Annotated in this window: 14 protein-coding genes; 8 read left to right on the top strand and 6 right to left on the bottom strand. The window is 72.1% G+C overall.

What is annotated here, in order from left to right; translation table 11 throughout:
* Positions 1-967, top strand: a 967-nt coding sequence (locus GTO19_RS14485) for a glycosyltransferase family 4 protein (RefSeq protein ID WP_291021719.1), incomplete at its 5' end; no start/stop codon positions are given.
* A gap of 61 nt (positions 968-1,028) precedes the next feature.
* Positions 1,029-1,883: a class I SAM-dependent methyltransferase gene (locus GTO19_RS14480; protein ID WP_291021718.1), complete on the top strand. Its 855-nt coding sequence runs from the start codon at positions 1,029-1,031 to the stop codon at positions 1,881-1,883.
* Positions 1,884-1,921: 38 nt separating this feature from the next.
* Here the strand turns inward: GTO19_RS14480 and GTO19_RS14475 are convergent, their stop codons facing one another.
* Both GTO19_RS14475 and GTO19_RS14470 read right to left on the bottom strand, forming a co-directional pair.
* Complete coding sequence (locus GTO19_RS14475) at positions 1,922-2,836, bottom strand: RibD family protein (RefSeq protein ID WP_291021717.1); 915 nt, start codon at positions 2,834-2,836, stop codon at positions 1,922-1,924.
* Between the two features lie 13 nt (positions 2,837-2,849).
* Entirely contained in the window at positions 2,850-3,761 is a 912-nt protein-coding gene (locus GTO19_RS14470; RefSeq protein WP_291021716.1) for a hypothetical protein, read from the bottom strand.
* A gap of 166 nt (positions 3,762-3,927) precedes the next feature.
* On the opposite strand from GTO19_RS14470, the gene GTO19_RS14465 reads away from it, so the two are divergent.
* Positions 3,928-5,559 carry a long-chain-fatty-acid--CoA ligase gene (locus tag GTO19_RS14465; protein WP_291021715.1) on the top strand — a complete coding sequence of 544 codons (1,632 nt, stop codon included), beginning with the start codon at positions 3,928-3,930 and terminating at the stop codon, positions 5,557-5,559.
* Positions 5,560-5,574: 15 nt separating this feature from the next.
* Here the strand turns inward: GTO19_RS14465 and GTO19_RS14460 are convergent, their stop codons facing one another.
* Positions 5,575-5,781, bottom strand: a complete 207-nt coding sequence (locus GTO19_RS14460; protein WP_291021714.1) for a hypothetical protein — start codon at positions 5,779-5,781, stop codon at positions 5,575-5,577.
* Positions 5,782-5,925: 144 nt separating this feature from the next.
* Between GTO19_RS14460 and GTO19_RS14455 the strand changes: the two genes are divergently transcribed.
* Together GTO19_RS14455 and GTO19_RS14450 are read left to right on the top strand one after the other, a co-directional pair.
* Positions 5,926-6,564: an FMN-binding negative transcriptional regulator gene (locus GTO19_RS14455; RefSeq protein ID WP_291021713.1), complete on the top strand. Its 639-nt coding sequence runs from the start codon at positions 5,926-5,928 to the stop codon at positions 6,562-6,564.
* The gene (locus GTO19_RS14450; protein ID WP_291021712.1) at positions 6,561-7,370 is read left to right on the top strand and encodes a GDSL-type esterase/lipase family protein; all 810 of its coding nucleotides are present in this window, start codon (positions 6,561-6,563) and stop codon (positions 7,368-7,370) included. The genes GTO19_RS14455 and GTO19_RS14450 overlap by 4 nt, the downstream gene beginning before the upstream one ends.
* On the opposite strand, the gene opgC (GTO19_RS14445) is transcribed toward GTO19_RS14450, so the two are convergent.
* Together opgC (GTO19_RS14445) and opgC (GTO19_RS14440) are read right to left on the bottom strand one after the other, a co-directional pair.
* The gene (gene opgC, locus GTO19_RS14445) at positions 7,345-8,520 is read right to left on the bottom strand and encodes an OpgC domain-containing protein (RefSeq protein ID WP_291021711.1); all 1,176 of its coding nucleotides are present in this window, start codon (positions 8,518-8,520) and stop codon (positions 7,345-7,347) included. The two genes, GTO19_RS14450 and opgC (GTO19_RS14445), sit on opposite strands and share 26 nt — an antisense overlap.
* 124 nt (positions 8,521-8,644) lie before the next feature.
* Positions 8,645-9,778 carry an OpgC domain-containing protein gene (gene opgC / locus GTO19_RS14440; RefSeq protein WP_291021710.1) on the bottom strand — a complete coding sequence of 378 codons (1,134 nt, stop codon included), beginning with the start codon at positions 9,776-9,778 and terminating at the stop codon, positions 8,645-8,647.
* A gap of 112 nt (positions 9,779-9,890) precedes the next feature.
* On the opposite strand from opgC (GTO19_RS14440), the gene tadA reads away from it, so the two are divergent.
* Both tadA and GTO19_RS14430 read left to right on the top strand, forming a co-directional pair.
* Positions 9,891-11,294 carry a tRNA adenosine(34) deaminase TadA gene (gene tadA / locus GTO19_RS14435; RefSeq protein ID WP_291021709.1) on the top strand — a complete coding sequence of 468 codons (1,404 nt, stop codon included), beginning with the start codon at positions 9,891-9,893 and terminating at the stop codon, positions 11,292-11,294.
* Positions 11,291-12,241, top strand: a complete 951-nt coding sequence (locus GTO19_RS14430) for an LD-carboxypeptidase (RefSeq protein WP_291021708.1) — start codon at positions 11,291-11,293, stop codon at positions 12,239-12,241. The genes tadA and GTO19_RS14430 overlap by 4 nt, the downstream gene beginning before the upstream one ends.
* Before the next feature lie 8 nt (positions 12,242-12,249).
* Here the strand turns inward: GTO19_RS14430 and GTO19_RS14425 are convergent, their stop codons facing one another.
* Positions 12,250-12,585 carry a hypothetical protein gene (locus GTO19_RS14425; RefSeq protein ID WP_291021707.1) on the bottom strand — a complete coding sequence of 112 codons (336 nt, stop codon included), beginning with the start codon at positions 12,583-12,585 and terminating at the stop codon, positions 12,250-12,252.
* 287 nt (positions 12,586-12,872) lie between these two features.
* Here GTO19_RS14425 and GTO19_RS14420 point away from each other — a divergent pair, with 287 nt between their 5' ends.
* Entirely contained in the window at positions 12,873-13,823 is a 951-nt protein-coding gene (locus GTO19_RS14420) for an adenylate/guanylate cyclase domain-containing protein (protein WP_291021706.1), read from the top strand.
* The last annotated feature ends 19 nt before the right edge of the window (positions 13,824-13,842 follow it).

Raw genomic sequence — 13,842 nt, 5'->3', positions numbered from 1 at the left:
CGGCCGCGCGGTGGACGTGCTGCGGCTGGACGGCGACTGGCCCTGGCCCGCCGAGGCCACGCGGGCGGCGGCGCGCGCGGCCTTCGCGGCCCTGCCCGAAGGCGCCTGCGTGATCGCCGACGGCCTGGCCTTCGGCGCGCTGGGCGCCGAGGTGGCGCCGCACGCGCAGCGCCTGCGCTGGCTGGGGCTGGTGCACCACCCGCTGCACCTGGAGACCGGGCTGGAGGCGGCGCAGGCGCGCCGGCTGCGCGAACTGGAAACCCAGGCGCTGCGGCACGTGCGCCAGGTGGTGGCGGTCAGCGCCACCACCGCGCGCGAGGTCGCCGCGCTCGGCGTGCCGGCGCAGCGCATCGCGGTGGTGGAGCCGGGCAATCACCCGCCGCCATCCTTGCCGCGTCCCGACAAGGCGGAGGGCGTGCAACTGCTCTGCGTGGCCACGCTCACGCCCCGCAAGGACCACGCGCTGCTGCTGCGCGCCTTGTCGGGCCTCGTCGGTCTGCACTGGACCCTCCACTGCGTGGGCAGCGCCGAACGCGACACGGCCTGCGCGAGTGGCCTGATCGCCAGCACCGCTTCGGGGCCGCTCGCGGGGCGGGTGGTGTGGCACGGCGAACTGGTCGACACGGCGCTGCACGCGCGCTACGCGGCGGCCGATGTCTTCGTGCTCGCCTCGCGTTATGAGGGCTTCGGCATGGTGATCAACGAGGCCCTGCTGAACGGCCTGCCCATCGTGGCGAGCCCTGCGGGCGCCCTGGCCAGCACGGTGCCACCGGGGGCGGGCCTGCTGCCCCCGGCGGGCGACGAGGCCGCCTGGCGCGAGGCACTGGCCCGGGTCATCACCGACGCCGCGCTGCGCGAGCGCCTGGCCGAGGGCGCTCGGGAGGCCGCCCGGCGATTGCCCTCGTGGGCCGAGCAGGCGGCGCGCTTCGACGCCGTGATCGAGGCGGTGATGGGGGCCAGGGAATGAGCGCCGCCGGGCCGCTCCCAAGGCGCTCAGCCCCGCAGTGCGCAGCACGGAGGGTAGTCCAGTGAGCACCGCCGAGGCGTTCGACGCCGACTGGCTCGCGCTGCGCGGACCTTTCGACGCGGCGGCGCGCGACGGTTCGTCGCGGCTGGTGGCGCGCCTGCGGACCCTGAGGCCCGGGCAGGGCCCCTGGCGCGTGATGGACCTGGGCTGCGGCACGGGCGCCAACTGGCGCTGGCTGGCGCCGCGGCTGGGCGGCGAGCAGCACTGGCTGGCGCTGGACCACGACGCGGCGCTGCTGCGCGCCTGGCCGCTGCCCGCCGATGCAGCCAGCTCGCTCGACGCGCCCTTGCGCTGGCGCGGCCGGGGCTTCGACGCCACGCTGCTGCGGCGCGAGGCCGAGCTCGCGCGTGGGCTGCCCAGCTTGCCCTGGGCGGCGGTGCAACTGGTCACCGCTTCCGCGCTGCTGGACCTGGCGGGTGCCGACTGGCTGGGCGACCTCGTGCGGCACGCCAGCGAAGCGCGCGCCACGCTGTTCTTCGCCCTGAACGTGGACGGTGGCCACACCTGGTCGCCGGCCGATGCCGACGACGCCTGGATCGGCGGGCTGTTCGCCGCCCACCAGGGCCGCGACAAGGGCCTGGGGCCGGCGCTGGGCGCGCGGGCCGTGCCCTGGCTGGCGCAGGCGCTGCGCGCGCGCGGCTACCGGGTGGCGCTGGGGCGCAGCGATTGGCGCGTGGGGCCCGGGGACCAGGCCATGACGACCGCCATGATCGAAGGCTTCGCGCGGGCCGCGATCGAGCAGGAGCCGACGCAGGCACCGCGGGTGCGGGCGTGGCGGGCGCGGCGACTGCGTGCGATCGACTCGAGCCGCTTGCGTGTGGGACACCTCGACCTGCTGGCCTGGCCCGCGCGCTGACCGCGAGCCCATGCCCCGCCCCTGAGCGGAGCGCGGCTTCAGCCGCGCGGCACCGCCCCGGACAGATCCAGGTCCCACAGCGTGTCCTCGCCCAGTGCCACGCGGTGGGCGGGCGGGCGCGGGCAGTCGGCCATCACCGTCTGTGCCGGCACGCGCAAGCCGCGCCGGCCCTGGCCCACCAGCACCGGCGACACCGCCAGGTGCAGCCGCTGCAGCGCCCCCGCGGCGAAAAAGCGCGACACGGTGACCCCGCCGCCCTCCACGAACAGCAGGCGCAGGCCGCGCGCGGCCAGGGCGGCCACGGCGCGCCGCACGTCCGGGCCGTCGCCCGGGGCGTCGAGCAGCCCCGGCACGCCCAGCACTTCGGCCGGCGCGGCCAGGCCGCGCGGCAGCCGCTCGCGCGCGGCCTGGGCGTGGCGCTCGTCGCACAGCCACAGCGTGGGCGCCAGGCCGTCGCGCAGCGCGCGCGCGTGGCCGTCCAGGCTGGCCGCCGGGTCGAACAGCACGCGCACCGGGTTCGGCCCCGGCACGCGGCGCGTGGTGAGCTGCGGGTTGTCGATGGCCACCGTGCCGACGCCCACCAGCACCGCGTCGCACAGCGCGCGCAGGCGGTGCAGGTGCAGCAGGCTGTGCGCGCCGTTCACGTAGTAGGAGTCGCCCGTGGCGGTGGCCACGAAGCCATCCAGGCTCTGCCCCATCTGGGCCATCACCCAGGGCCGGCCGTCGTGCGCGGTGCGCGCGTCCAGCAGCGGCTTGTAGAGGCTGAACAGCTCCGCGCTGCGCGCGCTGTAGCGGCCCTGCAGGCGCCAGCCCTCGCCGTTGCTCAGGGCCGGTCCGGCGTGGCCACCGGTTGCGGTGCCCAGGCGCACGGCCAGCAGGCGCGCCCACAGCGCCGGCCAGTCGCGCGGCACGTCGGTCAGGGTCTGGAGCTTGGGTTCGCCGGGGCGCGCCATGTGCCGCTATTCGCTATTGCCAACGCGGCGTGTAGTAGGGGTCGTCCCGGTCGGTGCTGCCTGCATCGCCCGGGGGCGCGCCGGCACTGGCCTGCCAGAACAGGGCGAGTGCCACCGGCAGCGCGGCCAGCAGTGCCACCACCAGTGGTCGCCAGCGCCAGTGGCGCGCGCTCCAGGTGGTGCCGGCCAGCCACCAGGGCGCCGTGAGCGACAAGCCCAAGCAGCCCAGCGAAGCCACCGGGGCCTGGCCGCCCATGTACACCAGGCAGGCCAGCCCCAGGCCCGCGACACCCAGCGGCATCAGCGCGGCGGCCGACAGGCGCAGACCCGAGCGCGGCAGGCCCCAGGTCCACAGGCCGGGCAGGGCGGCGCACACCGTCAGCACCAGGCCCAGTTGGGCCAGCAACAGGGAGCCGCCCAGGCCGCCCAGCGCCGTCAGGCCCAGCAGCGCCACCGCCAGCGCGGCGGCCGAGCCGGCGGCACCGGTGGGCTCGGCCTGTGGCGCGCGCGGCGACCAGGCCAGCAAGGCCAGCAGCAGCACGCCCGCAAGCACCGCCAGCAGGCGACCCGGCGTGGGCACGGGGCCCAGCAGCCAGGCCGCGGCGCCCAGCCAGGCGAGCGCGCCCAGGCCCCAGGGCCGGGCGGGCGCGTCGGTGCTGCGCGCGGCGCGCGAGCCCAGCAGCGCGGGCAGCATGGCCAGCAGGCCGAGCAGCGCGATCCAGGGCAGCTTGTGCGCCTGTGCCGTGGTGGGCCACAACAGGCCGGGCCACAGGCCCAGCGACAGCGCCAGGGCAATGGCTCCGCCCATGGGCCACCAGGGGCGCAGCGCGGGGGCGCGGGCCGTGCGCAGCAGCGCCAGGCAGGCCAGGCACAGCAGCGCGGGCTGGGCGAGGCTCTGGAAGGCGGGGTGGTGGAGGGCGTCCATGGGCGGGGAGGTGAGCGCCGCCATCATCGCACCGGCGCCCGTCCTCGTGGGGCCCTCGTGGGGCCCTCGTGGGCCCCGGCCCGCTGGTGTCGGCTTCGACTGAGAATGGCGGGCCACACCCGCCTACGCAACAAGCGCCTTGTGCGCCACCAGGAGACAAAGCCCCATGCTCAAACCCGGCCTCATGATGGACCGCCCGCTGCTGATCTCGGGCCTGCTCGAACACAGCGCCGCGCAGCACGCCGATCAACAGGTCGTTTCGCGCGAGACGCACGGCCCCACCGTGCGCTTCAGCATCGCCCAGATCGCCCGGCGCGCGCGCCAGTTGGCCAACGCCCTGCGCGGGCTGGGCCTGCAGCCCGGCGACGCGGTGGCTTCCATCGCCTGGAACAACCACCGCCACCTGGAGGCCTACTACGCGGTCTCGGGCAGCGGCATGGTGATGCACACCTGCAACCCGCGCCTGCACCCCGAGCAGCTCGTCTACATCCTCAACCACGCCGAGGACCGCGTGGTGCTGTTCGACAGCACCTTCGCACCGCTGGTGCAAGCCATCGCGGACAAGTGCCCGCGGGTGTTGGCCTGGGTCTGCCTGAGCGATGCCGTGCACCTGCCCGACGCCGCCGGCGCGGTGAAACCGCTGGCGTACGAGGACCTGATCGCCCACCAGCCCGACACCTTCGACTGGCCCGAATTCGACGAGAAGACCGGCGCGGTGCTTTGCTACACCTCGGGCACCACGGGCAACCCCAAGGGCGTGCTGTACTCGCACCGCGCCATCGTGCTCAACGCCACCACGGCCTGCCTGCCCGACGTGCTGGGCCTGTCCACGCGCGAGAGCATCCTGCCGGTGGTGCCCATGTTCCACATCAACGCCTGGTGCATTCCGTACGCGGCCATGGTGGCGGGCGCGCGCATCGTGCTGCCCGGCCCGCGCCTGGATGGCGCCAGCCTGTACGAGCTGATGGAAAGCGAGAAGGTGACCATCAGCGCCGGCGTGCCCACCATCTGGATGGGCCTGCTGCAGCACGTGGAACAGGGCGGCCTGCGGTTCTCGACGATGCGACGCACGGCGGTGGGCGGCTCGGCCATGCCGCGCGCGTTGATCGAGAAGTTCAACGACGTCTACGGCGTGGAGGTGCGCCACGGCTGGGGCATGACGGAGACCGCCGCCATCGCCACGCTGAGCAACCTGAGCGCGGCCGACTGGGACAAGCCGGCCGAGGAGCGCCACGCCCTGGTGGCGCGCCAGGGCAAGGTGGTCTCGGGCATCGAAATCAAGGTGGTCGACGAGATGGGCGCCACGCTGCCGCGCGACGGCACGTCCCAGGGCGAACTGATGGTGCGCGGCCAGTGGATCGTGGAGCGCTACTACAAGGCCGATCGCACGGCCCTGGTGGATGGCTGGTTTCCCACGGGCGACATCGCCACCATCGCCCCCGACGGCGTGATGACCATCCGCGACCGCACCAAGGACGTGATCAAGAGTGGCGGCGAGTGGATCAGCTCCATCGACCTGGAGAACGCCGCCGCCGGCCACCCGGCCGTGGCGCAGGCGGCGGTGATCGGCATCAAGCACCCCAAGTGGGACGAACGGCCCCTGCTGCTGCTGGTGCGCAAGCCCGGCGCCGCACTGGAGAAGGACGAGATCCTGGGCTTTCTGGGCGAGCGGGTGGCCAAGTGGTGGGTGCCCGAAGACGTGGTGTTCCTGGACGCGCTGCCCGTGGGCGGCACGGGCAAGGTGCAGAAGAACGAGCTGAGAAAGCGCTACGGCGGCGTGTTCAGCGGCGGCGCCTGATCCGCGCGGGCGCGTTCAGAAACTCGCCCAGCGCTCGGGGTCCGCCTCCAGGCGGCGGGGCCGCCGGCGCAGCCACAAACCCGCCGCGAGCGCGCCCACCGCCAGGCCTTCCGCCCCCCACCAGGCCAGGCGTCCCGTGCGCCAGGCGGCCACCGCGAGGGCCAGGCACAGCAGCACGCCCGCCAGCAGGGTGAGGGACAGGGACTTGAACGGATTCGGCATGGGGAGGCTCCGGCAACGACGGCTCGTGTGGCCGCGATCATGGTTTCCCCGCATGACAGCGGCATCACATCGGGCGACGCCGCAGATTGCATATGAAACAATCCGTGGACGCCCCGGCCGCCTCGAGCCCTGGGCGGTCGACCCATGTACCTCCCACCCCAGTTCGCCACCACGGACCCAGCGATCGCGCTGGCGCTGATGCGCGCGCACCCGTTCGCGCAGCTCATCACCACCGACGAGGCGGGGTTTCCTTTCCTCACGCCGCTGCCGCTGCATGCGGTGGACGGCGGGGAAGGGGGCGAGGGCCTCACCCTGCTGGGCCACGTGGCCCGGCCCAACCCGCAGGCGGCGCACCTGCGCGAGCGGCCCCAGGCCCTGGTGGTTTTCAACGGCCCGCACGCCTACATGACGCCGCGCGTCTACCCGGATGTGCAGCGCGTGCCGACCTGGAATTACCTCATGGTGCAGGCGCGCGTCGAGGCGCGCTTCATCGAGTCCTTCGACGACAAGGACCGCCTGCTCAAGCACCTCATCCACGAACACGACCCTGCCTACGCCGAGCAGTGGCGCAGCCTGCCCGAGGACTTCCAGCACAAGCTCATGCAGGGAATCCACGCCTTCGAGCTGCGGGTGCTGGAACTTCGCTGCAAGGTCAAGCTCAACCAGCACCGCCGCGAATCCCACGCGGCGATGCTGCGCCTGTATGAACAGGGCGGCGAGCAGGAGCAGGCCCTGGCGGGCTGGATGCGCCGGCTGAACCTGGGAACCACCGAACCATCATGAGCGACCGTTTCACGATCCGTCGGCGGCTCGCCGCGTGCGCGCTGGGTGCTGCGCTGAGCCCGTTGGCGGGGGCGCAGCCTGCCGGCCCTGCAGCGCCCGTCGCGCTGCCCGCCGGCTTCGCCACCACCAGCGCGGTGGAGCGCCTGGTGAACCTGCCGCCCGCCGTCGTCGCGCCAGCGGTGGCGCGCGCCGCCTTCGACCCGCTGGCCGCCGAGCTGCGCTGGCGCACCAGCCTGCAGGCATTCGCCGAGCAGGACCGCCTGTCACGTCCCGAGCCCGGTGGCGTGCTGTTCGTGGGCAGTTCCTCGATCCGCCTGTGGGACAAGCTGGAGACGGCCTTCCAGCAGCAGCCGGTGGTGATCAAGCGCGGATTTGGCGGCTCGCGTCTGGCCGACTGCGTGGCGTTCATCGACCGGCTGGTGCTGCCCTACCAGGCGCGCCAGGTGGTGCTGTACGCGGGCGAGAACGATCTGGACGAGGGCGCCACGCCGGCCGAGGTGCTGCTGCGCTACGAGCGCTTCGTGCAGCAGGTTCTGCAGGCGGCGCCGGCCACGCGCATCGCCTTCGTCTCGATCAAACCCAGCCCGGCGCGCGAACTGCTGCTGCCCGCGATCCAGGCCACCAACCGGCTGATCAAGGCCTACACCGACGGCCATCCCCAGCTCGACTTCATCGACGTGCACAGCGCCATGCTCGACGAGGCCGGCCGGCCCCGGGGCGAGTTGTTCGGCGCTGACCGCCTGCACCTCAACGCCACCGGCTACGGCATCTGGCGCGACCTCATCTCGGCGCGTCTGAAGCTCTGACGACGGACACCGCGCCGGCGCGCCCGGCGGCACCGCGTCGCCAGCGCTCCAGGGCCCGGGTGGCCCAGGCCGTTACCCACAGCCCGGCGAGTCCCAGCACCAGCACGGCGGTGTCGATCCACCAGGCGCGCTGATCGGTGGCCGCGCCCAGCAGCGCCAGCGCCACCAGCGACATCACCAGGTGCGCGCAGAACACCGGCAGGGAGGCGCGCCCCAGCAGCTCCAGCGCGCGCAGGCGCGGCAGGCGGCGCGCCAGGCCCGGTCCGACATGCAGGGCCAGCAACAGCAGCGACAGGAAGTCCAGCAGGCGCAGCGGCCCCAGCGTCCACTTGTCGAACAGGCGATTGACCGCGTCCACGCCCGGCAGCGGCACCTGGCCGACGGCGTGGCGCCAGACGAAGCACAGCAGCGCCATGAACAGCGCCAGCAACAGCATCCAGCGCGGGATGGGCGGCACCGGATTCGGGCCTGCCTCGTGCCGCGTGGCGCCCATCCACAGGCCCAGCATCCACAGGAACTGCCAGGCCAGGATCTCGAAGGCGCCCATGTCCTGGTAACGCACGGGCAGCGCCACCACCCGCTGCAGGGCGCCGTGCAGCAGGGGACCCAGGCCGAATTGAGCGCCGAACCACAGCGCCAGGCTCAGCCCCAGCATCCAGCCCCAGGCACCGCGGCGCCCATGCATGATCACCAGCGGGCTGACCACCATGAACACGATATAGATGGGCAGGATGTCCAGCAGCGCGGGGTTGTAGAGCAGCAGTGCCGCGCTCAGCATGGCCGTCAGCGGCTCGGCCAGGTAGAAGGCGAGCAGGTCGGTGACGGCGGGCTGGCGGCCCGCCACGGCGAGGCCCGCGATCACGGTGAAGGCGAAGCCGATCAGCGCGATCTGGCAGGCATAGAGCGCCACCGCGCGCCCCCAGAAAGCCCGGCGCATCGCATCCTCACCGTCGCGCCGTCCGCGGGCCGCGTACACCAGGCCGGCCATGTAGGCGGAGAGAAAGACGAAGCCCTCGGCGGCCGAGACGAAGCCCAGGGGCTGTCCCGTGATCGACGCATAGCGCGTCGGCAGGTGGGTCGTCGTCATCAGGATGAGCATCAGGCCGCGCAAGGCGTCGAGCTCCCAGCGACGGGTGTCCGTGGATCGCATGGCGGAAGCGGTTTGAGGAGACGCGCAGCCCGGCCCGCTGGGCACGGGCCGCAAGGCGGGCAGGTTCAGCCTGGCTGGAGCGCCGGGCCACGGGTGAAGTTCCCGGCCGCGGGTCCGGGGAACCTCAGCGCAGGGCGCCCGCCAGCATGGGGCGCAGGCGACCGCCCCCGTCGCGCCACTGCGCGGCCAGCGCCACCGCGAACAGGCTGGCGAAGGCGGCCGCCAGCAGCAGGGCGTCGGTGCTCCAGGGCCGCAGGGTCTGGATCGAGCCGAAGAACGCCAGGGTGAACAGCACGATCACCAGGTGCGCACAGAACACCGGCAGCGACTGGCGGCCCAGCAGTTCCAGCGGCAGCGGGCGAGGCAGGGCACGCCACAGCGGCGCGCTGACCAGCAGCAAGGCGACCAGGCAGGCGCCGTTGAGCAGGCGCAGGGGGCCCAGGGACCATTTGTCGAACAGCGCGGCCACCGCCGGCACGCCGGGCATCGGGTCTTGCCCCACCATGTGGCGCCAGAGCAGGGCGGCCGCCGCGAGCAGCATCGCCGGGACCCAGACCCACCAGCGCGGGCGCGGCATCGGGGTGCGGCGGCTGCCCAGCCACAGCCCGGCCACCCACAACAGCTGCCAGGCGAACAGGTGGAAGGCACCCATGTCGCGGTAGGGCACGGGCCAGCCGTAGGCGCGCGCCAGGCCATGCAGGGCCGCGCCCAGGCCCCATTGCTCGGCCAGCCACAGCAGCAGGCTGGCACACAGCAGGCCACGCCAGCCGTGGCGGCGGCCGTGTACCAGCAGCCAGGGCGTGACCAGCATGAAGAGGATGTAGAGCGGCAGCACGTCCAGCAGCGGCGGGTTGTGCAGCAGCACCAGCGCCGCGCCCACGGCGGTCGCGCGGTCGATGAAGAAGTACTCGAGCAAGCCGGTGACGCCACCCTGGTGGCGCACCACACCCAACCAGGCGATGAGCGTGAAAGCCAGCAGCAGCAGCGCCAGCTGGCACAGGTAGAGCTGGCCGGCGCGCCGCCACAGGGCAGCGCGCAGCTCGGCGACACCCACGCGTTCGGCCCGCGCGCCGTAGACGCGCCCGGCCAGCAGCGCCGACAGGAACACGAAGCCCTCCGCCGCCGAGACGAAGCCGAAGGGCTGGCTCAGCACCGGCGAGAAGCCGGTGGGCATGTGGGTAAGGGTCATGAGCACCAGCATGAGGCCGCGCAGCGCGTCGAGCTCCCACAGCCGGCCGCTCGTGCGGGGGGTGGACATTTATTGAGGGTTTTCCCTGGGCAACCCGGGATCATGCCAGAGCGCGCGGGCCGTTCGGATCCTTCCCCTCTGAAAGAGCGTCGGGTGAGGGCGCTCGCCTACACTCGCCCGCATGACGCCGAGCCAGGACCGTGACGAAGCCTTCATGCGCCTGGCGCTGAACGAGGCCCGCGCCGCCGCCGAGGCGGGCGAAGTGCCCGTGGGGGCCGTGCTGGTGAAGAACGACGCCGTCATCGCCACCGGCCGCAATGCCCCCATCGGCTCGCACGACCCGAGCGCGCACGCCGAGATGGTGGCCCTGCGCGAAGGCGCGCGCCGCCTGGGCAACTACCGGCTCGACGGCTGCACCCTCTACGTGACGCTGGAGCCCTGCGCCATGTGCAGCGGGGCCATGCTGCACGCCCGGCTGGACCGCGTGGTGTACGGTGCCCCCGACCCGAAGACGGGCGCCGCGGGCTCGGTGATCGACCTCTTCGCGCAGCCGCAACTGAACCACCAGACGCGGGTTCAGGGCGGCGTGCTGGCCAGCGCAGGCGCCGAGCTGCTGCGCGAATTCTTCAAGGAGCGCCGCATGAACCCCCATCCCCTGCGCGAGGACGCCCTGCGCACACCCGATGCCGCCTTCGAGAACCTGCCCGGTTACCCCTGGGCACCGCGCTACCTGAGCGATCTGCCCGCGCTGGGCGGGCTTCGCTTGCACTACCTGGACGAAGGTCCAGCCCTTGGACAGGCTCAGGGCGAGCGGACCTTGACCTGGCTCTGCCTGCACGGCAACCCGGCCTGGAGCTACCTCTATCGCCACATGGTCCCGGTGTTCCTGGGTGCGGGGCATCGCGTGGTCGCGCCCGATCTCATCGGCTTCGGCAAGAGCGACAAACCCAAGAAGGACGGCGCCCATTCCTTCACCTGGCACCGCCAGGTGCTGCTGGAATTCGTGGAGCGGCTGGACCTGCGCGATGTGGTGCTGGTGGTGCAGGACTGGGGCGGCCTGCTGGGCCTGACGCTGCCCATGGCCGCGCCCGATCGCTACCGGGGCGTGCTGCTGATGAACACCACACTGGCCACCGGCGAGGCGCCGCTGTCGCCGGGCTTCCTGGCCTGGCGCGACATGTGCGCGAGCAAGCCCGACTTCTCGGTGAGCCGCCTGTTTGCGCGCGGCAACCCGCAGATGAGCGAGGCCGAGTGCGCGGCCTACGACGCGCCGTTCCCCGACCGCGGCCACCGCGCCGCCTTGCGCGCGTTCCCGCCCATGGTCCCCGAGTTTCCCGACAGCGACGGCGCCGCCGTCGGCCGTGAGGCGCGCCGCTTCTGGCGCGAGCAGTGGCAAGGCCAGAGCCTCATGGCCATCGGCCAGCAGGACCCGGTGCTCGGCGAGCCGGTGATGCGCGCGCTGCGCGAGGACATCCGCGGCTGCCCCGAACCCATGCTGCTGCCCCAGGCCGGTCACTTCGTGCAGGAGCACGGCGAGCCCATCGCGCGCGCGGCCCTGAGGCATTTTTCTCCTTCGGATTCATGAGCCACATCTACATCTATTCCCCTGCCAGCGCGGTGCGCGACAAGGCCGCGTTCCGACGCGGCGTGAAGCGGCTCGAGGCCCTGGGCCACGAGGTCGAGATCGACGCCGACGCGCTGCGCGCCCACATGCGCTTTGCGGGCGACGACGCCACCCGCCTGGCCGCCATCGGCCGCGCCGCGGCCAGTGGCGCCGACGTGGCGCTGATCTCGCGCGGCGGCTATGGGCTCACGCGCCTCCTGCCCGAACTGCCCTACAAGGCCATCACGAAAGCCATCGACAAAGGCACGCGCTTCGTCGGTCTGAGCGACTTCACCGCGCTGCAGCTGGCGCTGTTCGCCAAGGCCGGCGCCACCACCTGGGCCGGCCCCGCGCTGGGCGAGGACTTCGGCACCGAGGCCGAACCCGACGAGATCATGCTGGCCTGCTTCGGCGACTTGCTCGATGGCTCGGCCGAGGGCTCGGGCTGGACCCTGCCGCTGGCCGACGCCAGGGCCCACGCCGCCAAACCCAGGCGACACGTGCACGAAGCCACGCTGTGGGGCGGCAACCTGAGCGTGCTGTGTTCGCTGGTGGGCACGCCCTACCTGCCGGGGGTGAAGGGCGGGGTGCTGTTCCTGGAAGACGTGGGTGAGCACCCGTACCGCCTGGAGCGCCAACTGACGCAGTTGCTGCTGGCGGGCGTGCTCGACGCGCAGAAGGCCGTGCTGCTGGGCTCGTTCAACCGCTTCAAGCCGGTGCCGGGCTACGACCGCGGCTTCTCGCTCAAGACCGTGACGGACTGGCTGCGTTCAAAGACCAAAACCCCGATCTATACCGGCCTGCCGTTCGGGCATGTGCCCACCAAGGTGCTGCTGCCCGTGGGGCGCACGGTGGACATGGTGGTGGAGGGGCGCGACGCCTTGATATTCTGGGGGCATGAGCCCCACGATCACGACCACCACCACTGAGGGGGTGGTCAGACGCGTCGTATGCGGGACGCGTCGATCAGCGCCTTGGGCACGAGGCCCTGGAACACCGGCGAGAGGCCCTGCACGCGGTGCACCGCCAGCGCCTCGCCGTGCACGCGGCTGAGCACCGCGACCAGTTCGCCACGCGCATACCAGAGGCTGTGCGCGTCGTGCATGAACTTCAGGCGCCGCTTGAGGGACGGGTTCAGGCGCGCGCCTTCTTCGCCCAGCACGGCCAGCATGGCCTCGCGCACGGGTTCCAGTTCGTCCTCGTCGTCCGCGCGCGCGCTCGGGCCCAGCAGGGCCGAGATGCTGTTGCGGAGACTTGGCTTGAACCAGCGCATGGGCGTGAGAGTTCCGTCACACGAAAGGGAGGGCCAGAATACGGCTTGAAGTATGTCGATGCAATCACGCAAGCCCTGATACATCGGAAAAAACAACAGTAAATCATGCCGTTAGCGCAGGAGTCTCATGCACTACCTTAGGCAAGTAAAGCTTTTGCACTCATTGTTGGCGGCGCGACACACCCGACATGGCCTTTCACGTCGCGCAAAGGCCACTCGCATCGGTTGAGGATGTAACGATCTGCTCGAGGGGCCATGCTCTAATGGTCCGCAGGTTTTCCCCACCCATGCCCGAACTCACGATCGCCTTTGTCGACCTCACCGGTAGCACGTCCGTGTTCGAGACGTTGGGCAATGACCGGGCCACCAAGGCGGTCACCAAGCTGACGCAGTGGATCGGCTCGCGCGGCCAGGCCAACGGCGGCACGGTGGTGAAAATGCTGGGCGACGGTGTGCTGATGGCCTTCGCGGACAACCGCGCGGCCGTCGATTCCATGGTCCAGATCCAGCAGGAGCATGGCAAGCGCGTGCAGCAATGGCCGGCCCACCTCAAGCTGCTCATGCAGATCGGCCTGGCGCGCGGTGCGGTGGTGTGGGTGGACGGCGACTGCTTCGGCGATGCGGTGAACCTGGCCTCGCGACTGAGCGACCTGGCCGGGCCCGAGCAGATCTTCGCCAGCGACACCGTCATCCACCAGCTCGAACCGCGCTCGCTGGTGCGCAGCCGCAACCTCGGCGCCATGCGCATCAAGGGCAAGGTCGATCCCTGCGAGGTGTTCCGCATCGAGTGGCAGGCCGACATGCAGTCCGAGTTCCTCACCGTGCCCGCCGACCTGCACGCCCTCACGCCCAAAGACGATTCCGACTTCGCCGGCATCGAACTCGCCTGGCTCGACGCCACACGCACCTTCGGCTCCGGCGAGCTGCCGCTGCGCATCGGCCGCGTGCCCGAGGCCAGCTTCGTGGTGAGCGACCCGCGCGTCTCGCGCATGCACGCCACCATCGGCCTGCGCTCGGGCAACTACGTGCTGGAAGACGTGAGCAGCTATGGCACCTGGGTGCGCTTCGGCGGCAGCGATTCGGTGGTGCAGCTGCGCCGCCAGGAATGCCTGCTGACCAGCGACGGCGAGATCTCGCTGGGTGCGCCGTTCTCCGATTTCAGCGCCCCCACCGTGGCCTTCAAGCTCATGGACGGCAGCATGGCGCTGGCCCGCAACGCGGCCGCCAGCGCGCGCTAAGGCTTAGTAACCATGGTCT

This window comes from Hydrogenophaga sp., assembly GCF_011772445.1.
GTDB lineage: Bacteria > Pseudomonadota > Gammaproteobacteria > Burkholderiales > Burkholderiaceae_C > Hydrogenophaga.
Note: the sequence above shows the minus strand (reverse complement) of the source record. Positions and strands in the feature narration are given on the sequence as shown.